We start from the raw sequence: 22392 nt of genomic DNA, 5'->3' as shown, positions 1-22392 counted from the left end.
GGCGGTCAGATGGTGGCGGGCGGTGAACTCCCAACGGGAGAAGTACGTCTCAAGGCGGAAGTCGGGCAGCCGGGTCATGGCGTTCACTCCTCTGTGCTTGGTGCTCTCAGTTCGGCCTGCAGGCCGTAGAGGGTGGATCGGGAGATCCGCAGGACGCCCGCGACGACGGGGACGGCGCGGCGTACGGCGAAGACCTTGGCCTCCTCCAGACGGGCGAGGACGGCCAGGCGGTCGCTGCGGGTCAGACGCTCCACCGGGCGGCCGCACTCGCGCACGTACGCGCCGACGATGTGCTGGACGCGCTCGGACCAGTCCGCCTCGAACAACGGCTCGGGGCGCTGCACCGTCGGGGCGCCGAAGGCGGACAGGACCGATGCGGCCCGTTCCAGTGGCGTGCGGTCGAGATTGATGCAGAGCACCGCCGACGGCTGGCCCTGTGCATCCCGAAGGACCGCGCTGACCGACGACAGGCGCCGGCCGTCCGTGAGCAGCTTCTCGTACGGCCCGAATACGCCCAGGGCCGACGGCTCGAGCGCGTCCAGCTCGCCCAGCAGCGAGGGATCCCCCGGACCACGGGAGGTCATCGGATTCCAGATCTCCAGCACGCTGTCGGTGTCCGGGTCGTGCAGGACGACCTCGGCATACGGGCCGAGCAGCAGCGCGACGGCCTGGCACACCGGCGCCCACATCAGCACACGAGGATCCTGGTGATCATTCGATTTCCCCATATCTGGACTCTACATCCAGACTGGACAAAAGGTCCAGGAGTGACAGGACGTCCAGCCCCAGGGCGCAGGTACTGCTCGGCACTCTGCACCCGACAGCCGTCACGCAGCCACGGGCTCGCCGAGTGATCGCGTCCCTGGCGAGATCGTCAGCGCAGCTCAGCGGGGTGGCCAAACTCCCCAGCGCAGGTCAGGGACCTGGGCCGGGAGAGCACGGGTCAGGAGCGGCGACGCCACCAGGAGCCGGCGCGCTTCGCCTGGGCGGCCGCGGCTTCGGCGGTGGCCTGCTCGCGCTCGGCCGCCTGGCGGGCCTGCTGGTCGGCGTCGGCCTGGCGGCAGTCGGCGCAGAGCCTGTCGTCCCAGGCGTTCCGCTTGCGCTCGGCCCACCGCTCGTCCGGGAACTTCGCCCCGCAGCGGGTGCAGGTCGGGCGGCGCCGCTCGTGCTCCTCCCTCTCCCGCTCCTGGCGGGCCTGCTCGGCGGCGGCGCGCTCGGCTTCGAGCAGCTGGTCGCCGTCGGGGTTGTCGAGCGCGTCGGCGAGGGTGTGCCAGCCGGGGCGGCCGAACCGGCGCCAGATCGCGGCGTCGGCCCCGCCGGCGCGCAGCAGCGGCAGGGTGGTGGCCACGACCGGCAGCGCGCGGTGGTAGTCGCGGGCGGCGATCCCGCTCTCCCGGTACGGCGGCGCGTACCAGGACGCCTCGGAGGTGGCCTCCACCTCCTGGGCGCGGCGCAGCAGTCGGCGGTGGTCGAGCCGGGCCTTCTCCTTCTTCTGCTCGTCGGTGAGCGGCTTGGCTCCGGGGCGGTCGGTCGCCTGTTTTCCCGCGACCAGGACTGACATCCTCGGGCAGCAGGCGGGGGCCGACCGTCCGCGCGAGGACTGTCGGACGGGGGCAGTGTCGCGGCCCGCAGCCAGACTCAGCACATGCCCCGGCCAGGGCGGCGGCGTAGAGGACGGCGGGGCGGGTCAGCCGGCGGCGTGCTGGTGGGCCCGATTGATCGTGGAGTCGACGGCGACGCTCCACTCCACCCGGCCCAGCGCGTCGTCGCGGACCCGCGACCAGCGACGCGTACAGCGCGACGACCCCGTCGTAGGCCGCCCGTGCCGGTGGTTGATCCCGGCGGGTGAAGTTCCACCCTGCGCTCGGACACTCTCCGTCTACGCCGCGAGGGTGTGACCTTGCTGGTGCCGCTGGCGGATCTCGAGTGGCGTGAGGTAGCCCCACTCGGGGTGCCTGCGTAGACGCCTGCGGTTGTAGAAGGTCTCGATGAACGCGAAGACCTCCGCGCGGGCGGTGGCGCGGTCCGGCCAGATCCGAGTGCCGATCTCCTCCTTCAGTACGGCGAAGAAGCTCTCGGCGGCGGCGTTATCGTAACAGGAGCCGACTCTCCCCATCGACTGCAGCATGTCCAACTTGCCTATCTCACTGCGGAATTCACTCGACGTGTATTCGCTGCCACGGTCCGAGTGAAAGATGCAGCCGGCCTCCAGGCCGCCGCGGCCGGCCGCCATCCGCAGGGCGGCCACCGGCAGTTCGGCGAGGTGGTCGGCCATCGCGTAGCCGACCACCTCGCGGGTGGCCAGATCGATGCATGTGGCCAGGTAGAGCCAGCCCTCCTCGGTCGGCAGGAAGGTCATGTCGCCGACCAGCCGCATCCCCGGACGGGGTGCGGTGAAGTCGCGCCCGATCAGGTCCGGGGCGAACACAGGCTTGCGGGCCTGGCGGGTCAGGCCGCGGCGCCGCCGGCGGGTGACACCCGCGATCCCGCGCTCGCGCATGATCCGCTCCACCCTCTTCCGGTTGACCGCCCGGCCCTGGCGGCGCAGTTCCGCGTGCACGCGCGGGACGCCATAGGCGCCCCTGGACGCGAGATGGATCACCGCGATCTCGGCGGCGAGCAGGTCCTCGGCCCGCTCGCGGGCGCGGCGGGCCTGCTCGCCGGCGCGCCAGTCGTAGAACGAGGACCGGGCGATGCCCAGGACGCGGCAGATCCGCTTGACGCCCCAGGCGCCGTGGTGATCCTCAACGAAACGGAAGCGGATCACCGTGTCGTCTCGGCCGCGAAATAGGCGGCCGCCTTGCGAAGGATCTCGATCGTCTTCTGCTGCTCGACGGTCTGCCGGCGGAGCCGGGTGAGCTCCTCGCGCTCGGCGCTGGTCAGATCCCCGGGCCGGCCCTCGCCACGGTCCGTGCGGTCCTGCTTGACCCAGCCCCGCAGCCCCTCCGGGCTGACCCCCAGCTCACGAGCGATCTCGGTGACGTTCCGGTGCGGCGACGAGCGCACCAGAGTGACCGCGACCCGCTTGAACTCCGCCGTGTACCGCTTACTCATGTTGCTGTTCGTTCCCACCTGACACTGCTTCCTCCGGGCTCACATGTCCCAGTGTCCAGGTGTCTGAGCGCAGGGTGGAACTTCACCGGGTCGCCGAGGAAGTAGCCCTCGTACACCGCAACCCAACCGTCGCCTCCGTCGAGGCCACGCTCGACTCAGCCGACCTGGTAGCCCTCGCCGAGAACCAGGAGGACCTCCCGCTGGACGCTCCATCCGGCCAGCGCCCAGTTGTAGCCGAACAGGCCCGAATCGAGCGGGATGTGAATGTCCATGCTGCGAGGCAGGCCGCGCAGGCGCGGGTCGCGCGGCACGGTCACCGTCCGGGCCGGGGCCGGATCCTGAGCGGTGCCGGCTGTCTGCCGAGCCAGGCGCCGGTCGACCAGGTCGCGCAGCCCCGCACCGTCGGCCGGGGCCGGGCTTTCTCCCCGGGGCGCAGTGCGTGCGGCTTCGGCGGTTTCTACGAGGGGCACTGTTTCGCCCCGGGGGACAACGCCCGCCGCCGGAAGCTGCTCGGCGGTGCGGGCGACGCCCTGTCCCGCGGTCGTTTCTCCCCGGGGCGTTTCCGCTGCGGGTCTGCCGTCCGGGTCCTGGGTGTCGGTGGTGGGCCGCCGGCGTCCGCCGAGCCACCTCGGCGCGATGGTCGTACGGTCGAGATGAGGCATGATCCGAGGGAGGCCGCCATGGCGAGATACAGATGGAGAGTGCGCATGCTCTCGGCAGAGGGCATCGAAACGGTCACACAGCCAGCCCTGCCGTACACGGACTACTTCGATGGCTCCGCTCAGGAGTACGCCGACTTCCTGGTCGACAGGGCTCTGAAGCAAGGCCAGGACGATGCGGGGCCGATGCGTGCCGTGCGTGTTGTTGCCGATGTCTGGGAGCCGGACGGCCAGGGAAGCCCCGAGGGGCACGCTGGGTGGCCGCAGTAGCAGGCCGCTGGCGGGGGACGCGCCAAGGAGGTTTCCATGCCGGAATACACGTGGCTTCTGTACGTGACTGATCAGCACGGCCGCAGGAGTGGCCAGGATGGCAATCCTGTGCCCTACCCGTTCCGTAGTGAAGACAGTGCTCAGGATGTCGCCCGCAACCTCCGCGACTACTTTGCGAGGACACTGAGCGATCATTCCCCGAAGAAGATCGAGGTGGAGGTCTGGGAGGGAAGGCAGGCCGTGCAGGAGCCTCACGCGAGAGCAGATTGGCCATAACCGACGCTTGTGCGCCTGGGACTGAGCAAGCGCTCGGCGCCATCGCCTACCGCGCCCCGGGTGGCGGTCTCATGGTCTGGCTCTGACAATCGGGTGATGGCAGATCTTCAGGCGGACCCCGCAACAGTGCATCTGGTCCATGCGGCGGACCACGTCAATCCCGGCGTCACGGCCGAGCAGTCGGTGAAGGGCAGTGTCCGTATCGACGAGCACGGGTGGGTGCATGTCGAACGCGCTGGCGGGGGGCGGGTGTCCTTCCCGCCGCATGCGGTGGCGCGTGTGGATTGGGACAAGCCAGGCGTGTGAACCACACAGCTCGCCGAGCAGCTCGCGAACCCCGGCCCTACGGTCGAGGAGGGCACCCCGCCGGAGGACGAGATGGCGAAGCACAGATCGCGTGTGCGCGTGTTGTCGACCCGGCCATCAGCGTATCGGCGGGCATCTGCCTCCCCTGGCCACGAGCCCTTTCCCGCTGTTGGGCAGTACACCACCAGTGTGTAGCACGATGGAACGTCCGTAGGTGGGAGCCGGGTTGGGGGTCTCGTTGCCGGGTGACAGGCGGCCTATTTCAGACGGCGGTGCTGGGCAGCGCGGAGTCGGACGATCCGCTGATCCTTCCGCTGGAAGCGATCGAGCTGGACGCCTTCCGCCGGCACCACGCCGAGGACACGTTCTGGTGCGGGCTCCTGCTCGGCGGCTTCGGCTCCCAGCCGACGACGACGCTCTACACCGACCGGGTGTGCCACTTCTCGCACTTCCCCGACCCGACCGGCCTGCACGTGTGCGGCCGCCGGGCCCGGGACGTCTCGCCCGACGACCTGTACGTGAAGTCCGCCGCCAGAGCCTGGCTCCTCGACCAGGACCAGCAGGCCGGCATCCACCTGCGCGAGCCGCTCGGCTCCGTCGTCGACATCGTCTGGGAGTACGGGACCTGCGGGCTGCGCCTGCACCTGGACGACGCGGGGGCGCCGGTGTGGGACGACGACCTGGTCGAGCCGGTCCTCGGCACGAAGGTGCCGGTCGACGTCGGCACGCGCGAAGCGCACCGCCTGGACGCCTTTCCAGCCGAAGTACACCCGGGAGCCGACCGCCATGCAGCGCCTGGAGGGTGCCCTGAAGTCCGGCTCCATGATGATCGTGAGATCCGAGTGCTGCACGACCGAGGCCGGCGGACCATACGAGGGCGCCGAAGCACAGACGGTAGCCGCTCTGCTGAAGCAGGACTGCGCCATCGAGGCTGCGCGCCGACAGCGCACCGGGCCGGGCCGCGAGGCGGCCCAGCCCTGTCCTTCCCTGTCAAGTCAGCATGTTGACATTTCAGGGCTCTTGGCCGCTTCGCGCAGGATGGTCGTCGGCCAGGGCCGACACGCTGCCGGGTACCCCTGTGGGCCGCTTCCGATGGTCGGGGCGGCCCACAGGCGGGTGCTGGTGTCAGTGGCTGGTGAGCTCGCCGCTGAGGGTTTCGTGGATCCTGGCGCTGTGCTGGTTGAGGCCGATGATCTCCACCGTCTTGCCGCGCTGTTCGTACTTGGTGGTGACGGCGTCGAGGGCGGCGACGGAGGAGGCGTCCCAGATGTGAGCGTCGGTGAGGTCGATGACGACACTGGCGGGGTCGGTGGCGTACTCGAACTGGCCGACGAGGTCGTTGCTTGAGGCGAAGAACAGGGCGCCGGTGACGGAGTAGACGACGGTGGTGCCGTCGGGGTCGGTGACCGCGGTGACGTTGACCAGGTGGGCGACGCGCTTGGCGAAGATGACCATCGCGGTGATGGAGCCGACGACGACGCCGATGGCGAGGTTGCTGGTCGCGACGACGACGGCGACTGTGATCACCATGACGGTGGTCTCGCCGACGGGCATCCGCTTCAACGTCTTGGGGGCGATGGAGTGCCAGTCGAACGCGCCGACGGAGACCAGGACCATCACGGCGACCAGTGCGGCCATCGGGATATCGGAGACGACCGGGCCGAAGACGATACACAGCACCATCAGGAACGCGCCCGCCAGGAAGGTGGACAGGCGGGTGCGGGCGCCGGACGTCTTCACGTTGATCATGGTCTGGCCGATCACCGCGCAACCGCCCATGCCGCCGAACAAGCCGGTGACGATGTTGGCGATGCCCTGGCCGATGGACTCGCGGGTCTTGTTGGAGCGGGTCTCGGTGATGTCGTCGACGAGCTTGGCGGTCATCAGCGACTCCATCAGGCCCACCAGAGCCATCGCGAGCGCATACGGGGCGATGATCGTCAGGGTGTGCAGGGTGAGCGGCACGTCCGGCAGGCCCGGCACCGGCAAAGACGACGGCAGCTTGCCCTTGTCTCCCACCGTCGGCACGGCGATGCCGGCGCCCACCGTCATGACGGTCAGGATCACGACGGACACCAGCGGCGCCGGGATCACGCTGGTGACCTTCGGGAAGAACACCGTCAGAGCGAGACCGCCGGCGACCAGCGGGTAGACCGCCCACGGCACGTCCACCAGGTTCGGGATCTGCGCCATGAAGACCAGGATCGCCAGGGCGTTGACGAAGCCCACCATCACCGAGCGCGGCACGAACCGCATCAACTTGGCGACGCCGACCGCTCCCAAGACGATCTGGAAGACCCCCGCGAGGATGACGCAGGCGACGAGGTAGCCCAGGCCGTACTGGCGGTTCAGCGGGCCGATGACCAGGGCGACGGCGCCGGTGGCGGCGGAGATCATCGCGGGGCGCCCGCCGACGATCGCGATGGTCACGGCCATCGTGAAGGACGCGAACAGCCCGATCTTCGGGTCGACACCGGCGATGACCGAGAACGAGATCGCCTCGGGAATCAACGCGAGCGCGACCACCAGGCCGGCCAGCACCTCGGCGCGGAAGACCTTCGGCGACAGCCAGGCGGGACGGGAGCCGCGCAGGCGCAAGGCGGAGGCGAGCGAGGAAGACTGCAAGACGGTGGGAACCTGTCGTGCTCGGGCGCGACCGGCGGTGCGCGCGGGGACGGGGACGCGGAAGGCCACGGCGGCATCCCGCGGATCGCCCGGGGTGGCGGGCGCAAGACTGAGGGCGGAGCGAGGCCGGCCCGAAGGCGGCCGATCAGCTCACGAGACGGGGTGTGTCACGGGGGACAGGCGGCGGAGCGGGCACCTGGGGCATGCGCACGCTGTCTCCTGTTGAAGGGGGCTTCGCGGGGGCGCCATCGGCCCCGACGGGCGGGGCGCCGCGAGTGGCAGACCGCAGCTCGGGGAAGGGCACGCGCATGCCGTTCCCGCACTCCCTGAACCCTACCCTAACGTTAGAGTAGGGATGTTTGGGGCCGGACTGGCCCGGGGGAACGTGTGGACGAGAAGGACCGAGGGCAACGGGCGTGGAATCCGAGCACATGCAGATCGGCGAGGTCGCCACCCGCACCGAACTGTCCCTGCGAACCATCCGCCACTACGAGGAGGCCGGCCTCGTCGTACCCTCCGCCCGCTCCCAGGGCGGCTTCCGGCTCTACACCGAGGCCGACGTCGCCCGCCTGATGGTCATCCGCCGGATGAAGCCGCTGGGCTTCACCCTCGACCAGATGCGCGACCTGCTGGAGGCCACCGACCGCCTGGACACCGACGCACCCGCCGAGACCCGGGAGCGGGAGAAGCTGCTGGAGCGGGTGCGCGGCTACGAGCAGGCCGCCCAGGACCGCATCGCCGACCTGCGCGTCCAGCTGTCGCGCGCCGAGGACTTCGCCGCCACCCTGCGCGGCCGGCTCCAGGCCGCCGGCAATCCTCCCGCCCACATGTGAACCGCTGAGCCCCGCTCCCCGTTGCTGTCGGAGGCACCGTGCCGGACCGGGCCTGGGCGAACTGGGCCCGTCCCTCGCCAGCGCGGTGCTCGTCCCGCTCGCCGTCTCCGCCCAGGCCCACGCCGCCGCGGTCACCGTCCACCGCGCCAACCCCCGCACCCGGGCGTCGCTGCGAGCCCTGAGCCTGGACCGGCTGCTCGCGCACAGCGACGACACCCCGTGAGGTGTGGCCACGGCCGCTACATCGGCCGGTTCATGCTCGACCCCACGCCCGAGAGCGTGCCCACCCGGCAGGCGCTGCTCATCGCAATCACCCTTGCCAACCAGGCCGGCCGAGCGATGGATGTCCTGTCCCGGCCGGTGAAGAGCGCCTGAGACCCCGGCCGTGCCCATCGGCCCCGGCCGGGGCACGGGCTCACCGCGTGCCGAGTGCGGCTTCCTCCCGGTCGAGATCGTGCTGCAGGCTCCTGCGGGTGGCGTCGCTGATCCGGTGCTCGTCGTACAGGCGGCGCAGTTCGTTTCCCTGGATGGCGATCACCTCGTGCCGAAGCTCACGGTACGCGGCGTCCACTGTGCTGCCGTCCGGGCCGTCGACGCTGCGGTCGAGACGGGCGTCAAGCCCGCGCCGGACCCGGTCGATCACGGCCTCGGGCATCGCCTCCAAGGACTCCAGGTCATCGATGTGCGTCAGCGCGGCACGGTTGAGGGCGTCTCGGGCCTGGGCCTCCTCGCGGGCGGTGTGCTCGGGCTCCAGCGCGAGGCCGGAGCGGTTGACCACCACCGCCAGGCTCAGGCCCTGGACGACCAGGGTGAACACCACGACCGCCGTGGTCAGCACGAGCACCAGCGGGCGCCCGGCCAGCGCGGTGCCGTTGCTCGCGACGAGCGGGATCGACAGGGCGGCGGCCAGCGGCATCACGCCGCGGGTCCCGGCCCAGGTCACCACCCCAGCCACCCGCCAGGACATCCGGCCCGGGGAGGGCTTGACCGCCCGGGTCAGCGGCAGCGTCGAGAACACTCGGACGGCGATCAGCACGGCGGCCAGGGCCAGGGCCTGCACCGGCCACCAGCCGCTGCCCGCAGGCAGATCCCGCACCCGCGCGGGCAGCTCCAGGCCGACGATGCTGAACACCACGCTCTCCAGGATGAACACCACCACCGCGTAGACGGCGTGCAGCTGCAGGCGGATGTGGGCGTCCGTGAGGCGGTGGCCACCCCGGCCGAGCAGCACGCCAGCCACGACGACCGAGGTGATTCCGGAAGTGTGGCCGGCCTCCGCCACCACATAGGCGGCGTACGGGGTGACCAGGGCGATCACGGTCTCCAGCACCGGGTCCGTGGTGCGGCGGCGGATCAGCCACACCACGCCCGCGACCGCCGCGCCGATCACGCTGCCGCCCACCCCGAGCAGCAGGAACTCCCCACCGGCCGCGGGCAGGCTCACCACCGCCCCAGTGGATACGGCGAAGCCGACGGCGACCTTGAACAGCACCAGCGAGGTGGCGTCGTTGAACAGGCTCTCCGCCTGCACCAGAACCTGGACCCGCCCCGGCAGCGCCAGCCGGCGCCCGAGCGCGGTGACCGCCACCGGGTCGGTGGAGGCGAGCACGGCACCCAGCACGAACGCCATCGCGGGCGGCAACCCGGTGACCGCCACCGCCACGAAGGTCACCGCGGCCGCCGAGGCGAAGACCAGGCCGAAGGCCAGGATCGTGACCGGCTTCCAGACCGTGCGCAGGTCGCGCAGCGACAGCTCCTCGGCGGAGGCGTACAGCAGCGGGGGAAGCACGATCAGCGCGATCGCCTGCGGCGGGATGCGCAGCGCGGGCACGCCAGGTATCAGCGCCACCCCGAGACCGGCCAGGACCAGCAGCGAGGGGGCGGGTACCCGCCAGCGCCGGGCGAACGTGGCCACAGCGGTGGCTAGAACCACCAGGAAGAGAACGATCCCCACGGCGCGCATCTGCGAAAGACCCCATCACGACGAACGGGGTCGCCGCCGCCCGATCGCCGCAGTCATCCCCCGAGCCGACCAGACTTCCCGGCACACCGAGGCATATCTTATCAATTCCTTAGCACCGCCGAGACCGAGCCGGGAGGCCGGCGCCAAGAGCATCCCTCCCTTGGCCCTGGCCGCTGCAAAGGCGGAGGGCAGGGCCGAAGCGCCACGCAAGGTCGGCAATGTCGACGCCCGACGCCGGTTTCGGTCCAGCCGCGGCGCCTTCGACTTGGATCCGAGTGCGGTTCCTCCTCCGGCCGTTCGCGGTTGAGCACGGTCCCGCCGACGGCCGTGACGAATCGGGAGGCGCCGGGCCAGATCAGGTTGGGGTAGCCGGTATCGCCCGTGCCGGCCACGTAGGCGATGCCGGGGTGGTTGAAGTACAACTGATCGAAGATCGTCTCGGCGGGGAACTCTGGGGCGCCCCAGCTCATGGAGATGTACTTGGCGCCTTGGAGCCGGGCTTGGTCCACCGCGGTGAGCAGGTTGACGGACATGCCGTTGTCGGCCTCGACGAGCAGGATGTGGCAGTCCGGGCAGGCGGCGCTGACGGCGTCGGTGTCCAGAGCCGTCTCCAGCGCCCAGCCTGGATCGGCGTTCGGGGGTGGTGTCGTGCCACCGTCTTGGTTGATCTTGCGGAAGCATCCGTTGGCGGTGGTGCACGGCGGCAGGTGGAACTGGGCGCGGTAGACCGCCAGGTCGCTTTCGGCACTGGGATCGTCGAATGCGACGGCGATGGCCACCGTCCGTCCCCGGCCGGCGTGGTGGGGCAGGTCGTAGGCGCTTCGGATGTGATCGGGGCCGTAGCCGCCCGGCTCGGCGTGTGCGGCGGCAGGTGCAGCACCGCGGGGAGGTCTGTGCGGACCAGGGCCAGGCAGGACGCCCGGTCCGGATCGGGTGACGGATCACATGCCCGCCGATACGTCATCGCTGTCGCATCGCGATCGCCGTCCTGGCCGGCCTTCTGCGATGGCGAGAGGGTGGTGTCCAGAGTCCGGGCATGGGCAGCGGCAGGAGTGCCAACCAGGCCCAAGGCCAAGAGTCCGACGAGCAGGACCCTCTCTGACAGTCTCGACCGAGACGCCCGGTATGTCGGGTTAGTCTGGATGGGCGAGACAGGAGTAGACCCCGGCATGCCCGGCACCAACGAGCCCGAGCAGGACCCGGCGCCCCGCCCGAAGCGGCGGACGTTCCCGGCGGAGTACAAGCGTCGGCCGGGTTGGCGTCGTGGGTGGTGAGCCGACCGGAGCGGACATCGTCGGCAGCGATGGCGATCTGCCAGAAGTCGAGGTCACCGTTGCCGTAGCGCTCCATCCGCTCGACCACCGACTGCGGAACGGCCCTCTCGCTAGGATCCCAGTCGCCACAGATTCTCCGGAGCGCCACGAGCGTGCGGTTCGAGTCCACGCAGCTCAGAAGCGGTCAGGACGCCCATAGCCGGTGCAACAGGTGTGGTGCACGGACTCGCTCCAAGGTTCACTCGGCAACGGCTCGCCCAGGTCAGAGCGGCGCCACCAGGAGCCGCCGCCCTGTGCCTCGGTTGCGACCCGGCGTCCAGGTGCCGACCACCAGGCCGTCCGGGCCCCGATTGCGCGTGGCGTCGTCGCCGGTGCGCAGCGCGGTGATTCCAGGTGGTGGGGGCGAGGCTTTCGATGCCTGGCCAGTAGGCCCGCGTCAGCACGTCGCGTTGTCGTCGACGACTCGTTGCGGCATCGCGCTCCACACCCGCCTGGCGTGGACGTCGCGGCGGACCACGGTGGTGCCGGGCGCGAACCGGGCGCCGTTCTCCGCACCCGGGCGGACGCACTCGGCCGACGCCGCCGCGCGCTGTTCAGTCAGCGGCCGGGTGAACCGTGCCAGAACGCGATCATCCTGTCACCGAGGGGGTACGGATCAGGGACACGAGGTTCCGTCGGGAAGGGTTACGCCATGCGCCGCGCGCTGATCGTCGTCGACGTGCAAAAGGACTTCTGCGAGGGCGGCAGCGTCCCGGTCAAGGGCGGAGCCGACCGGGCCCGCGCCATTGCCGACCTCGCCCGTCGCACCGCTGGCAACAAGTACGAGCACATCGTCGCCACCCGCGACCACCACATCGACCCCGGCGGTCACTTCTCCGACCACCCGGACTTCCGCAGCTCCTTCCCCGTACACTGCGTCGTCGGCAGCGACGGCAGCGAGTTCCATCCTCACTTCGCCCCCACCGCCGTGTCCTCGGCCGTCGACGAGGTCTTCTACAAAGGCGCGCGTTCCGCCTCCAAGAGCGGCTTCGAAGGCTCCACCGCAACCGGCACGCCGCTCGCCGAGTGGCTGCATGCCCGGGACGTCACCCGTGTCGACGTCGTCGGCATCGCCACCGACCACTGCGTCAAGGCCACCGCACTGGACGGCGCACGAGCCGGCTTCACCGTCCGCGTCCTGCTCGACTACACCGCGGGCGTCGCCACCGACACCACCACCGCGGCCCTGAACGAACTACGCCAGGCCGGCGTTCGCCTCACCGGCCACCCCGTCGTCCTCGACTGAACCGCACCCACGGCGACCAAACCTGCACGCCTGAGCGGTTGGAACGGGCCAATCGGGAGCGAAATGACCACGGGACTCGAAACCGTTCGACTACGAATAGCGGTGGTACAGTCACTCAGAGTATCCACTGGTTTCCGTGGCCTCGCCTCGGGTCGCCGGGCGCCGCTCCAGCCGGCTCCCGATACGCCACAACCCGAAGGGCTTCAGCGGATGTAGGGGTCCGGCCGCTCCTGGGCGGGCCCACCAGTCGTCAACAGGAAGGCAGACACCGTGAGCGACGAGAACGCGCAGTTGATCTACGGCCAGGGAGAAGAGGCGTGCCCCGAGGGAAGCTTCTGCCTCTACCGCGCCACCAACTTCAACATCGGCCAGAGGCCGGGTGTCGGTGACAAGATCCTGGCCATTCCGGCGGGCACACACGTCAACGACTTCTCCGTGTACGGCTTCGACCACAGCGGCGACGGGGTGAGCAGCGTCGTCAACCGCACCGATGAGGACAACGCGCTCTTCTCGGCCGCCGACCAGCGCGGGCAATCGCTGCCGGTGGACCGCAGGTCCTCGCTCGCGGACCTGCGGCGGATCGCCATGGCCGACAGTCCGAACGGCACCTGGAACGACCAGCCGCAGTCGGCGCTGGCGGCTCCCTTCCTCGGGAACCTGATCGTCGAGCAGGCCTTCCTGAGCAAGTGGCAGGACTGGGAGACCCAGAAGTGGATCTACTCCTACCGGATCACGGTGCGTGCGGCAGAGACGCGCGTCGTGAAGTGGGCCCTCGGCTTCGGTGACCTGCCCGAGGAGACCTCCCTGTCCAAGGGCTTCACCGACGTCTTCTGGGGCCAGATCCTGCGGGACGGCACCGACGGTAGCGTCCTGCTGGGCTCCCCGGCGGGCGGCGGACACACCATCGACCCCGGCACCGACCTCGCCATCGACATCCAGGTGCTCTACGCGAAGGAAAGCCCCGCCCAGGAACACCTCACGAGCCTGAACGCCCAGCAACTGGGCTAGGCGCACACGGGCGTTGACCCCGGATGCTGGACACGGGGTTATGCGGCTTGGGCGAGTGCAGTTGATGTTGTGTTGAGTGCGGCCTCGTAGGCGATGGGGCTGCGTTGTCCGAGTCGGGAGTGGCGGCGGACGATGTTGTAGCGGTGGAGCCAGCGGAAGAGTTCGAGCCGGGCTTCGCGCTCACTGGACCAGCCCTTTCGTCCCTGGAGCGTCTCGCGTTTGCAGGTCGCGTTGAAACTCTCCGCGAGCGCGTTGTCGGCGCTGCTGCCCACGGCGCTCATGGACTGGGTTACGCCCGACTGGCGGCAGGCCTCGGCGAAGGCCTGGGAGGTGTATTGGGCGGATTCAACCGGTCGTTGCAACACCGGCTTGTTGGATCGATAGTAGGTGCTCGTTGAGGGCTTCGGCGGGTGTCTTCCAACCGAGGCTCTTGCGGGGTCGGCTGTTGAGCGTGGCAGCGACCGCCTCGATTTCCTCGGCCGGAGGCCGCACTCAACACAACATCAACTACACTCGCCCAAGCCGCATAACCCCGTGTCCAACATCCGGGGTCAACGCCCCCCTGACCACCAGCGTTCCGCTGTTCCTGCTGTTGTTCGCCAGCACGTACGTCGTCATGGCCACGATGTCGGCCAGCAACTTCGACGGGCAGCTGACGCACACCGACGGGCTGTACTTCACCGTCACTGTGTTGTCGACCGTCGGGTTCGGCGACATCACGCCCAAGACCGGGGCGGCACGGCTCGTGGTCACCGGGCAGATGCTCGCTGATCTCGTCATCCTAGGACTCGCCATCAAGATCATCCTGGGCGCGGTCAGCCATCGTCGCCAGCCGGGATACGCCGACGGCGCACAGCCCGCCCGGCGGATCCACCCCTGAACGCCGCGTGTGATGGCGCAGGCGCGCTTGACGCGGCAGCCGGGACCGGGACACCAGAACGCCGAGGAAGAAGGCCGCGCCTGCCAGTCAGCGTGCGTGACGATCGAGCTTTGGATGCGGTAGCACGTCGAAGCGGGGCACCCGATGTTCAACCGACACGTGGCAGAGGGTCACGACCACCACTACCTGACGGATGCTCAGTGGATCGAGGACAGGCGCCCAACTATGGGCGGGACCCGCCCGAGGCGGTGACCACCGCCTCGAGAACGACCAGTCCCGCTGGCCGGCCCGGACCGGCGGCGAAACAGGCTATGGCGTCGATGACGAAGTTCGACATCTCCGAGCTGCAGCGGGCGCACAGAGGCCGGTAGCCGCAGAGGCGACCGGGCCTCAGCCGATCCGGAAGGTGGCCGACACGACCTGGAAGTAGTGATCGGCCTCATCGAGCCGGCCGGTCGGCGCGGAGACCCAGAAGTCGTAGCTGCGGCCCTGCTCGGTCCAGGAGATGTCCTGCACGCGCCGGGCACCGAAGCCGTCCTCCGGGTAGCCGTTCCAGGTCCACAGCCACAGGGCGGCGTCGGCGGTGCCGTGGAAGACCGTGGGCTGGACGCTGCCGCCGCGGTAGCCGGGGTTGGTCCGCGGGCCGGCGGCGTCCTGCTTCTGGAGGTCGGCCAGCACGCCCTGACCGCTCGGGGTGGTGGGGTGGACGCCGATCCGGAAGGCGTGGTCCGGCGAGAGGTAGAAGACCCGGCCGGAGGCGTCGGTGCTGCGCACCCAGCCGTCGGGGACGGCCAGCGAGAAGCCGGCCGGGTCCCGGCGGATGCTGGACCCGGCGGGAACGGCCACCGGGCCGGTGCCGCCCGGGACGGCCGGGGACGACTCAGCCGGGCTCGCGGACGGCGTGCTGGTCGCGCCTGCCGGGGACTGCACCGGTTCGGCCTGTGCCTCGTGTCTTCGCGGGTGGAGGCCGGGGTCCAGGACGAGGACGCCGACGATTGCGGTGGCTGTTACCACCGCGGCGGCGACGCTCCAGCGCAGTCCGGTTTGCTGGCGGGTCCACCGCATTACGGGGCGGGCTGCGGGTGTGGCGGGCAGGTGCTCCCCGGCGGGGGCGCCGGGAGTGACACGTGTCCCGGGTGGCTGCGTCACGCTGTGCACGTCACCACCGGCCGCGGGCCGCTTCGCAGCCTGAACGGGGGCTCCCCCGCCCCTGACAGCCGGGCCCGGACCGTGGGTGTGCTCAGCCCCATCGACCGGCTTCGCCTGCCATGTCGCGGTGTCGTCGAGCATCAGCCGGGCCTGTTCGGCGGACGGTCGCCCGTGCGGCTCCTTCTCCAGCAGCGACCCGATGAGCGGGGCGAGTGCGCCAGCGCGCAGCGGCGGGGCCGGCGGGTCGGCGGCGATCGCCATGGCCGTTTCGACCGCGGTCGCTCTGCGGAACGGCGGCAGCCCCTCCACGGCCTGGTACATGGTGACGCCCAGTGCCCACAGGTCGGAGGCGGGGCTGGGGGTGCCGCCGCGGATCAGCTCCGGCGCCAGGTAGTCGACGGATCCCACCAGTTCGCCGGTTCTGGTCAGGGTGGAGGTGCCCGCGATGCTGGCGATGCCGAAGTCCGTCAGCACGACCCGGCCCTTTAGCGCGAGCAGGACGTTGCCGGGTTTGACGTCGCGGTGCACGACGCCGGCGGCGTGGGCGGCCCGCAGCCCGGCCAGGATCTCACGCCCGATCCGGGCGGCGTCCGCCGCGGGCAACGGTCCGTTCTCGGCGAGGACCGCGCCGAGGGTGCGGGAGGGGACGTACTCCATCACCACGCAGGGGAGCCCCTCGTGCTCCACGACGTCGTGCACCACCACGACGTTGCGATGGCTGATCCGCGCGGCGCTGCGGGCCTCGCGGCGGGTCCGCTCCAGCAGGGTCGCGGTCTCCTCGGGCGACAGGTCCTGGCGGGCCTTCAGCTCCTTCACGGCCACGTCTCGGCCCAGCAGCTCGTCCTCGGCCCGCCACACGGTTCCCATGCCGCCACTGCCGATCCGCTCCAGCAGCCGGTACCGGCCGGCGATCAACCGGTCCTCGCCCACCTGGGCACCTCTTCTCGTCTTCTTCCCGCCCGCCGCAGGCATCCGTCCGCAGCGGGTGATCTCCCGAGATTCTCGGCCGCCGGGGGCTCGGACGCCAATTTCCGGGGAGATCTCAATGTTGTTACCGTGCGCGCCCGGCGCGGCGCCCCGCAGACAGCACTGGCCACGCGCCGGCCGGCGCGGCGGCATCGTCCACCTCCGACAGCCCGCAGCCCGGCCAGGAGAACCCGTGTACAGACGGGGCACGCGCCGGGCCCGGATGCTCTCCGGTTGCATATCCCCACACCTTGTCTCCCGACTTCTCGAACTCGGCCACGCCGAGGAGATCGAGTTCCAGGCCCGCCGCGGGGAGTGGTTGTGCGCGTGGGAGTGGGCGCGGCTGCTCGGAGGGCAGGGCCGGCAGCGCGAGGCGTTGGAGGTACTCGCCCCGTACGTCGCCACGGGTCGGTGGAGGGCGGCCGAGACCACGGCCGAGCTGCTGGAGAGGTGGGGGGAGGGCCGAGGAGCGATCGCGCTGGCCCGCACGTGTGCGGAGGATGGGGAACGATCCGCGCTGGAGTTCTTCGCGCGTCTGCTCGCCCGGCACGGTCGGGGTGATGAGGCGTTCGCCCTGCTTCGCCCGCACATTGAGGACTGGTTCCTCGCCGAGGCCTGGTCGACGTCGCCGAGGGATGGGCCCGCTCCCGTCCGGGCCGGTCGCCCGCGTTCCGTGCAGGCGTGCGAGGCAGTGCTCCGCAGCACCCTGCGCCTGGGCCGCCCTGCCCGCATGCAGCAGGGCCGCGGCGGCGACGAGCCGGATCGCGCTGCGGTCCCTGCCCGGCAGTCCCTGCCGCAGGCTCTGGGCATGTGCTGCCTCGACAGCCGCGAGCGCCTCGCGGTGCCTGCCCTGACCGTTGAGCGCACGCGCCAGATTGACCTGCAGGACCGTGAGGAAGTCATCCTGCCGGAATCCGGCCGCTTCCCGACCTTCACCAAGGTGCTCGGAGCTTTCGAGGACGGCTACGACCTGCGTCTCGATGCTCTCTTCGAATTCGGCCTCAAGGCACTCCTCGATGGCCTGACCTCCATCGTCGAAGGCCAGGAAGCAGTTGTGTAGACCCATCAACCAAGCTCATCGAGGACCGGACCCCGATCAGGCCAAGCCGTCGGCGGCATGCCCGCCAGGTTCCGGGGGCTCCCGCGCCGGACGGCCGCCCCTGAGGTCAGGTGCGCTCGAAGCCGTGGGAGCGCCCGATGACGGCGAAGCCCCTGCGTTCGTACCAGTGGCGCGGCCAGTCGTCGGCGGTGAGGAAGCGCGTGCCGCAGTCGGCGTCCACCGCCCGGCGCAGCGCGGTGGCAAGGACGGCGTCGGCGTGACCGCGTCGCAGGTGTGCCTCGACGGTCATCAGGTCTTCGATCTGGGCGATGCCGAGGGCAGGTTCGAGATAGAGGTCTGCCCAGGCGGCCACCTCGTCACTGGCCTCCGGTACTAGAGCGCGCCAGTGCGCGGAGCGCGGCTCTCGGATCGCGTCCAGGTCGATGTCCTCGATCGTGCGGCCGCCGTCGGCGGGGGCCGGGCCGGTGTGAAGCACCACCAGGTGCAGCCCCGCGCGCCGAGCTGCACCGCCCCTGGCTCGATCATTCCGCGTGGTTCACGCGGACACTGGCGGCCTCTCCCGGCTGACGGCGTCGAGCAGCAGGTTCGCGGCCACCGTCGCCCCGTCGGTGCGGAAGGTGCCGGTGACGGCGGTTGCCCGTGCCCGGGTCTCGGGGTGAGGGCCGCCTTGAGCGCGACGGACAGGGACTCGATGGTCGGGGTCGGGCCGTCGTGTGCCGCGCCGATGCCCAGGTCGGCCACTCGGCCGGCGAAGTACGGCTGGTCCGCCCCCTGGGGTACCAGCACCTGGGGCGCGCCGGCCCAGGGGGCCGTCGTCGTGGTGCCCGCACCGCCGTGGTGCACGACGGCGGCCACCCGGCCGAACAGTGCCTGGTGGTTGACCTCGCCGACGACGAAGAGTGTGGAGCGGCCAGGACCTGTCCGTTTGAGATCGTGGTCCACCTGCACTCGGACCGAGCCCGGCCGGCCGGGCGTGCCGGGCGCCAGCGGGCGGCTCCAGGAGCGGGCCCGCTCTACGGGCAGCAGCCGGGCTTGGTCGTCGGCCGGGACGGGCATGTCAGCGGCTGGCTCGGAGACGGCTGCCACAACGGGCGGCGGTCTGAAACTCATGATCACCATCTGGCGGTCCGGGCCACCTAGCACAGACCACCGCTGTCGGCGTGCGGCTTCCTTTCCGAGGACGGACTATGAAGCCGATGAGCGGAGCAACCATGACCAAGGACATTCCCACCCAGGCCACGGGCGATCTGGTCGTACTGCGCAAAGTCAACAAGCACTTCGGCGAGCTCCATGTCCTCCAGGACATCGACCTGACCATCGCCCGTGGCGAGGTTGTCGTGGTCATCGGGCCGTCCGGGGGTGGGAAGTCCACGCTTTGCCGCGCCATCAACCGCCTGGAGACCATCGATTCCGGCGAGATCACCATCGACGGCAAGCCCTTGCCCGCCGAAGGCCGCGAGCTGGCCGCCCTACGGGCCGATGTGGGCATGGTCTTCCAGTCCTTCAACCTCTTCGCACACAAGACCGTGCTGCACAACGTGACGCTCGGCCAGGTCAAGGTCCGCAAGGCGGACAGGAAGGCCGCCGAGCAGCGGGCGCGACAGCTGCTCGACCGGGTGGGTGTCGCCTCCCAAGCGGACAAGTACCCTGCGCAGCTCTCCGGTGGCCAACAGCAGCGCGTCGCGATCGCCAGAGCCCTGGCCATGGAGCCGAAGATCATGCTCTTCGACGAGCCGACCTCTGCGCTCGACCCCGAGATGATCAACGAGGTGCTGGAGGTGATGCAGCAACTTGCCCGTGAAGGAATGACCATGGTCGTCGTCACCCACGAGATGGGATTCGCCCGTTCGGCCGCCAACCGCGTGGTGTTCATGGCGGATGGCAGGATCGTGGAGGAGACAACGCCAGAACAGTTCTTCAGCAACCCGCGCAGCGATCGGGCCAAGGACTTCCTTTCGAAGATCCTTCACCACTGACCGGGACTCATGAGCACTAGGGATGATCACCATGAAACCTCGCAAGGTCACCGTCGCGGCCGCCGCTGCGCTCGTGCTGTCGCTGACCGCCGTAGGCTGCGGATCCGACGGCGGTGGCACCAGCAGCGGTGGCACGAGCAGCGCCGGGAAGAAGATCACCGTCGGTATCAAGTTCGACCAGCCGGGCATCGGCCTGAAGACCCCGGACGGCAAGTACACGGGCTTCGACGTCGACGTGGCCACATACGTCGCCAAGGAGCTCGGCCATGATCCCGGCGACATCGAGTGGAAGGAAGCCAAAAGCGCCGACCGCGAGACGCTGCTCCAGCGCGGCGACGTCGACTTCATCGCCGCCTCGTACTCGATCACCCCCGCGCGCTCGGAGAAGGTCGACTTCGCCGGCCCCTACCTCCTGGCGCACCAGGACGTCCTGATCCGGGCGGACGACGACTCCATCACGAAGCCCGAGGACCTGAACAACAAGAAGCTCTGCTCCGTCACCGGCTCCACCTCGGCGCAGAACGTCAAGACGAGGATCGCGCCGAACGCCCAACTGCAGGAGTACGGCGGCTACTCGGAGTGCCTGACCGGCCTGGAGAACAAGGTCATCGACGCCCTGACCACCGATGACTCGATCCTCGCAGGTTACGCCGCGCAGCCCGAGTTCAAGGGCAAGTTCAAACTCGGCGGCTTCAAGATGAGCAACGAGAACTACGGCATCGGCGTTCAGAAGGGCAGCGAGCTCAAGGCGCAGATCAACACCGCCCTGGAGAAGATGGTCAAGGACGGCTCCTGGGACGCAGCCATCAAGAAGAACTTCGGCCCGGCCAACTACAAGAACGAGCCCGCACCGCAGATCGGCGTCGTCGTCAGCTGAAAGCGGGTGACCCACGGCGCGCCGCCCACGAAACGGCGTGCCTCGGCCCGTCACTCAGCGCGGAAGGCCGGGAAACCGTGTTCGACTTTCTTGAGGGTTACAACCTGCTCGGGGCCTTCTGGGTGACGGTGCAGCTCACCTTCTACTCCGCCATCGGCGCCCTGATCTGGGGAACCGTGCTGGCTGCCATGCGCGTCAGCCCGGTGCCACTGATGCGTGGCTTCGGTACCTCCTATGTCAACGTGGTCCGGAACATCCCCCTCACCGTGATCATCGTCTTCACGTCGCTGGGCCTGTTCCAGACGCTCGGCGTCACCCTCGGCGCCGACAACTTCACGACGATCAACTTCCGGCTCGCCGTGCTCGGTCTGATCGCCTACACCTCGGCGTTCGTGTGCGAGGCGCTGCGGTCCGGCATCAACACGGTGCCCGTCGGCCAGACGGAGGCGGCGCGTGCCATCGGCCTGAGCTTCTCCCAGGTGCTGAGGCTCGTCGTCCTTCCGCAGGCCTTCCGTTCCGTGGTGGGTCCGCTGGCGAACGTGCTGATCGCCCTGACCAAGAACACGACCGTGGCCGCCGCGATCGGTGTCGCCGAGGCCGCGGCGCTGATGCGGGAAATGATCGAGAACGAGGCTCAGCTCATCCTCATCTCCGCCATCTTCGCGTTCGGATTCATCTGCCTCACCCTTCCGACCGGGCTGTTCCTCGGCTGGGTGAGCAAGAAGGTGTCGGTAAAGCGATGAGCTCCTCGAGTTCTTCGTCCCGCCTTTACGACGTCCCGGGGCCGCGCGCCAAACGGCGCAACGTGCTGTTCACGGCGCTGTTCGTGGTTGCCGTCGCCCTCCTGATCTGGTGGGTGGCCCAGAGCCTCGCTGACAAGAACCAGCTCGAATGGGTCAAGTGGCGGCCCTTCTTCACTGACTCTCGCGCCTGGGAGACGTACCTCCTGCCTGGGCTCAAGAACACGCTCATCGCCGCCTCGCTCGCCATGATCATCGCGCTGCCGCTCGGAGCGCTGTTCGGTATCGCCCGGCTCTCCGATCATTGGTGGGTGCGGGGTGCGGCCGGTACTGTCGTGGAGTTCTTCCGCGCCATCCCGGTGCTGATCCTGATGCTCTTCGCGAACGCGGCGTACTCCGAGTTCACCGATGTCAGCCCCGACAGCCGGCCGCTGTACGCCGTGGTCACCGGTCTCGTCCTCTACAACGCCTCCGTGCTCGCGGAGATCGTACGAGCCGGAATCCTGTCCCTCCCGAAGGGCCAGAGCGACGCTGCCAAGGCGATCGGCATGCGCAAGAACCAGGTCATGCGCTACGTGCTGCTGCCGCAGTCGGTCACCGCGATGCTGCCGGCGATCGTCAGCCAGCTGGTGGTCATCGTGAAGGACACCGCGCTGGGCGGCGCACTGCTCGGCTTCTCCGAGCTGCTGGCATCGGTCCGCCCGATGAGCGCGAACTACGGCGCGAACACCATCGCCAGCTTCACCGTCATCGCAGTGATCTTCGTCGTGCTGAACTTCGCGCTCACATCCTTCGCGAGCTGGTTGGAAGGCCGGCTGCGACGCGGCAAGAGGTCCACCGGCGCGGTGGTCGGCGCGAACACGGTCGATGAGCTGGCGACACCGGGTGAGCACGTGAGCCACGACGATCTCGGCGGAGCGGGCGGCACCTCCGACAAATGACGACCAGCCGCGACGGCCGACAGCCACCCGCTCGGGCGACCAGCTCCAGCTGGCCCCCAGCGGCCGTCGAACCAATCGAAGAGCGCAACGAATTCCCTCCCACTCGACCTCGCTTCGCCGAATCGAAACGAAGCGAAAGCGAGCCCAGCGAAGTGGGAAGAACAGATGATCAGATCAACGCCCGAGCGGCTGCGGGATTGCAAGGCAGGCGAACGAGCGGCGACAACCCCGTTATCCCCCGACGGGTACT

22 protein-coding genes and 3 pseudogenes are annotated in these 22392 nt (G+C 69.7%); 13 read left to right on the top strand and 12 right to left on the bottom strand.

Annotated features, from left to right (window positions below; genetic code table 11):
• Window positions 1-83: 83 nt before the first annotated feature.
• The 5 genes and pseudogenes from ACIBH3_RS26225 to ACIBH3_RS26205 form a co-directional block, all read right to left on the bottom strand.
• The gene (locus ACIBH3_RS26225) at window positions 84-728 is read right to left on the bottom strand and encodes a transcriptional regulator (RefSeq protein WP_396314532.1); all 645 of its coding nucleotides are present in this window, start codon (window positions 726-728) and stop codon (window positions 84-86) included.
• Between the two features lie 215 nt (window positions 729-943).
• Window positions 944-1561, bottom strand: coding sequence for a hypothetical protein (locus ACIBH3_RS26220; RefSeq protein ID WP_396314531.1), 618 nt, complete (start codon window positions 1559-1561; stop codon window positions 944-946).
• A gap of 129 nt (window positions 1562-1690) precedes the next feature.
• Window positions 1691-1774: pseudogene (locus ACIBH3_RS26215) on the bottom strand (transposase); the annotation flags it as partial.
• Window positions 1775-1879: 105 nt separating this feature from the next.
• Window positions 1880-2767, bottom strand: a complete 888-nt coding sequence (locus ACIBH3_RS26210; protein ID WP_396314530.1) for an IS3 family transposase — start codon at window positions 2765-2767, stop codon at window positions 1880-1882.
• Window positions 2764-3054 (bottom strand): transposase, encoded by a 291-nt coding sequence (locus tag ACIBH3_RS26205; RefSeq protein ID WP_396314529.1) that lies wholly within the window; start codon window positions 3052-3054, stop codon window positions 2764-2766. The genes ACIBH3_RS26210 and ACIBH3_RS26205 overlap by 4 nt, the downstream gene beginning before the upstream one ends.
• A 707-nt stretch (window positions 3055-3761) precedes the next feature.
• Between ACIBH3_RS26205 and ACIBH3_RS26200 the strand changes: the two genes are divergently transcribed.
• From ACIBH3_RS26200 to ACIBH3_RS26190, 3 genes are all read left to right on the top strand, one after another.
• Window positions 3762-3983, top strand: a complete 222-nt coding sequence (locus tag ACIBH3_RS26200) for a hypothetical protein (protein WP_145788214.1) — start codon at window positions 3762-3764, stop codon at window positions 3981-3983.
• 372 nt (window positions 3984-4355) lie between these two features.
• On the top strand, window positions 4356-4565 hold the full coding sequence (locus ACIBH3_RS26195) for a hypothetical protein (protein ID WP_396314528.1): 210 nt from the start codon (window positions 4356-4358) through the stop codon (window positions 4563-4565).
• 245 nt (window positions 4566-4810) lie between these two features.
• A complete protein-coding gene (locus ACIBH3_RS26190; protein ID WP_396314527.1) occupies window positions 4811-5572 on the top strand; it encodes a hypothetical protein in 762 nt (253 codons plus the stop codon).
• A gap of 118 nt (window positions 5573-5690) precedes the next feature.
• On the opposite strand, the gene ACIBH3_RS26185 is transcribed toward ACIBH3_RS26190, so the two are convergent.
• Window positions 5691-7190, bottom strand: a complete 1500-nt coding sequence (locus ACIBH3_RS26185; protein WP_396314526.1) for a SulP family inorganic anion transporter — start codon at window positions 7188-7190, stop codon at window positions 5691-5693.
• A 416-nt stretch (window positions 7191-7606) separates the two neighbouring features.
• Here ACIBH3_RS26185 and ACIBH3_RS26180 point away from each other — a divergent pair, with 416 nt between their 5' ends.
• Complete coding sequence (locus ACIBH3_RS26180; protein WP_396314525.1) at window positions 7607-8023, top strand: MerR family transcriptional regulator; 417 nt, start codon at window positions 7607-7609, stop codon at window positions 8021-8023.
• 85 nt (window positions 8024-8108) lie between these two features.
• Window positions 8109-8246, top strand: a complete 138-nt coding sequence (locus tag ACIBH3_RS26175) for a hypothetical protein (protein ID WP_396314524.1) — start codon at window positions 8109-8111, stop codon at window positions 8244-8246.
• A 192-nt stretch (window positions 8247-8438) separates the two neighbouring features.
• On the opposite strand, the gene ACIBH3_RS26170 is transcribed toward ACIBH3_RS26175, so the two are convergent.
• On the bottom strand, window positions 8439-9986 hold the full coding sequence (locus ACIBH3_RS26170; RefSeq protein WP_396314523.1) for a Na+/H+ antiporter: 1548 nt from the start codon (window positions 9984-9986) through the stop codon (window positions 8439-8441).
• A 101-nt stretch (window positions 9987-10087) separates the two neighbouring features.
• The gene (locus ACIBH3_RS26165; RefSeq protein ID WP_396314522.1) at window positions 10088-10765 is read right to left on the bottom strand and encodes a hypothetical protein; all 678 of its coding nucleotides are present in this window, start codon (window positions 10763-10765) and stop codon (window positions 10088-10090) included.
• Window positions 10766-11951: 1186 nt separating this feature from the next.
• Between ACIBH3_RS26165 and ACIBH3_RS26160 the strand changes: the two genes are divergently transcribed.
• Window positions 11952-12545 (top strand): isochorismatase family protein, encoded by a 594-nt coding sequence (locus tag ACIBH3_RS26160; RefSeq protein WP_396314521.1) that lies wholly within the window; start codon window positions 11952-11954, stop codon window positions 12543-12545.
• A 270-nt stretch (window positions 12546-12815) separates the two neighbouring features.
• Entirely contained in the window at window positions 12816-13553 is a 738-nt protein-coding gene (locus ACIBH3_RS26155) for a peptidase inhibitor family I36 protein (protein WP_396314520.1), read from the top strand.
• 38 nt (window positions 13554-13591) lie between these two features.
• Here the strand turns inward: ACIBH3_RS26155 and ACIBH3_RS26150 are convergent.
• Window positions 13592-13888, bottom strand: a pseudogene (locus ACIBH3_RS26150) (transposase); the annotation flags it as partial.
• A 116-nt stretch (window positions 13889-14004) separates the two neighbouring features.
• Here ACIBH3_RS26150 and ACIBH3_RS26145 point away from each other — a divergent pair.
• A complete protein-coding gene (locus ACIBH3_RS26145) occupies window positions 14005-14433 on the top strand; it encodes a potassium channel family protein (protein WP_396314519.1) in 429 nt (142 codons plus the stop codon).
• 390 nt (window positions 14434-14823) lie between these two features.
• Here ACIBH3_RS26145 and ACIBH3_RS26140 read toward each other — a convergent pair whose 3' ends face one another.
• Window positions 14824-16512, bottom strand: a complete 1689-nt coding sequence (locus ACIBH3_RS26140; RefSeq protein ID WP_396314518.1) for a protein kinase — start codon at window positions 16510-16512, stop codon at window positions 14824-14826.
• Between the two features lie 229 nt (window positions 16513-16741).
• Between ACIBH3_RS26140 and ACIBH3_RS26135 the strand changes: the two genes are divergently transcribed.
• Window positions 16742-17608 (top strand): hypothetical protein, encoded by an 867-nt coding sequence (locus tag ACIBH3_RS26135; RefSeq protein ID WP_396314517.1) that lies wholly within the window; start codon window positions 16742-16744, stop codon window positions 17606-17608.
• 106 nt (window positions 17609-17714) lie between these two features.
• On the opposite strand, the gene ACIBH3_RS26130 is transcribed toward ACIBH3_RS26135, so the two are convergent.
• Window positions 17715-18086, bottom strand: a complete 372-nt coding sequence (locus tag ACIBH3_RS26130) for a GNAT family N-acetyltransferase (RefSeq protein WP_396314516.1) — start codon at window positions 18084-18086, stop codon at window positions 17715-17717.
• 57 nt (window positions 18087-18143) lie between these two features.
• Window positions 18144-18517: pseudogene (locus ACIBH3_RS26125) on the bottom strand (glycosyltransferase); the annotation flags it as partial.
• Between the two features lie 302 nt (window positions 18518-18819).
• Between ACIBH3_RS26125 and ACIBH3_RS26120 the strand changes: the two are divergent.
• The 4 genes from ACIBH3_RS26120 (at window position 18820) to ACIBH3_RS26105 (ending at window position 22142) form a co-directional block, all read left to right on the top strand.
• Window positions 18820-19584 carry an amino acid ABC transporter ATP-binding protein gene (locus ACIBH3_RS26120; RefSeq protein ID WP_396314515.1) on the top strand — a complete coding sequence of 255 codons (765 nt, stop codon included), beginning with the start codon at window positions 18820-18822 and terminating at the stop codon, window positions 19582-19584.
• 31 nt (window positions 19585-19615) lie between these two features.
• Window positions 19616-20461 (top strand): glutamate ABC transporter substrate-binding protein, encoded by an 846-nt coding sequence (locus ACIBH3_RS26115; protein WP_396314514.1) that lies wholly within the window; start codon window positions 19616-19618, stop codon window positions 20459-20461.
• 77 nt (window positions 20462-20538) lie between these two features.
• Window positions 20539-21204, top strand: a complete 666-nt coding sequence (locus tag ACIBH3_RS26110) for an amino acid ABC transporter permease (protein ID WP_396314513.1) — start codon at window positions 20539-20541, stop codon at window positions 21202-21204.
• On the top strand, window positions 21201-22142 hold the full coding sequence (locus ACIBH3_RS26105) for an amino acid ABC transporter permease (RefSeq protein WP_396314512.1): 942 nt from the start codon (window positions 21201-21203) through the stop codon (window positions 22140-22142). Before ACIBH3_RS26110 ends, ACIBH3_RS26105 begins: the two co-directional genes overlap by 4 nt.
• Window positions 22143-22392 lie beyond the last annotated feature (250 nt).

Source organism: Kitasatospora sp. NPDC050543 (assembly GCF_044457565.1).
Taxonomy (GTDB): Bacteria; Actinomycetota; Actinomycetes; order Streptomycetales; family Streptomycetaceae; genus Kitasatospora.
Note: the sequence above shows the minus strand (reverse complement) of the source record. Positions and strands in the feature narration are given on the sequence as shown.

Excerpts from the sequence above, each read along its gene's own strand:
- ACIBH3_RS26225 (WP_396314532.1), bottom strand. The coding sequence starts at position 728 with ATGGGGAAATCGAATGATCACCAGGATCCTCGTGTGCTGATGTGGGCG.
- ACIBH3_RS26220 (WP_396314531.1), bottom strand. The coding sequence starts at position 1,561 with ATGTCAGTCCTGGTCGCGGGAAAACAGGCGACCGACCGCCCCGGAGCC.
- ACIBH3_RS26205 (WP_396314529.1), bottom strand. The coding sequence starts at position 3,054 with ATGAGTAAGCGGTACACGGCGGAGTTCAAGCGGGTCGCGGTCACTCTG.
- ACIBH3_RS26200 (WP_145788214.1), top strand. The coding sequence starts at position 3,762 with ATGCTCTCGGCAGAGGGCATCGAAACGGTCACACAGCCAGCCCTGCCG.
- ACIBH3_RS26195 (WP_396314528.1), top strand. The coding sequence starts at position 4,356 with ATGGCAGATCTTCAGGCGGACCCCGCAACAGTGCATCTGGTCCATGCG.
- ACIBH3_RS26170 (WP_396314523.1), bottom strand. The coding sequence starts at position 9,986 with ATGCGCGCCGTGGGGATCGTTCTCTTCCTGGTGGTTCTAGCCACCGCT.
- ACIBH3_RS26160 (WP_396314521.1), top strand. The coding sequence starts at position 11,952 with ATGCGCCGCGCGCTGATCGTCGTCGACGTGCAAAAGGACTTCTGCGAG.
- ACIBH3_RS26120 (WP_396314515.1), top strand. The coding sequence starts at position 18,820 with ATGACCAAGGACATTCCCACCCAGGCCACGGGCGATCTGGTCGTACTG.
- ACIBH3_RS26115 (WP_396314514.1), top strand. The coding sequence starts at position 19,616 with ATGAAACCTCGCAAGGTCACCGTCGCGGCCGCCGCTGCGCTCGTGCTG.
- ACIBH3_RS26105 (WP_396314512.1), top strand. The coding sequence starts at position 21,201 with ATGAGCTCCTCGAGTTCTTCGTCCCGCCTTTACGACGTCCCGGGGCCG.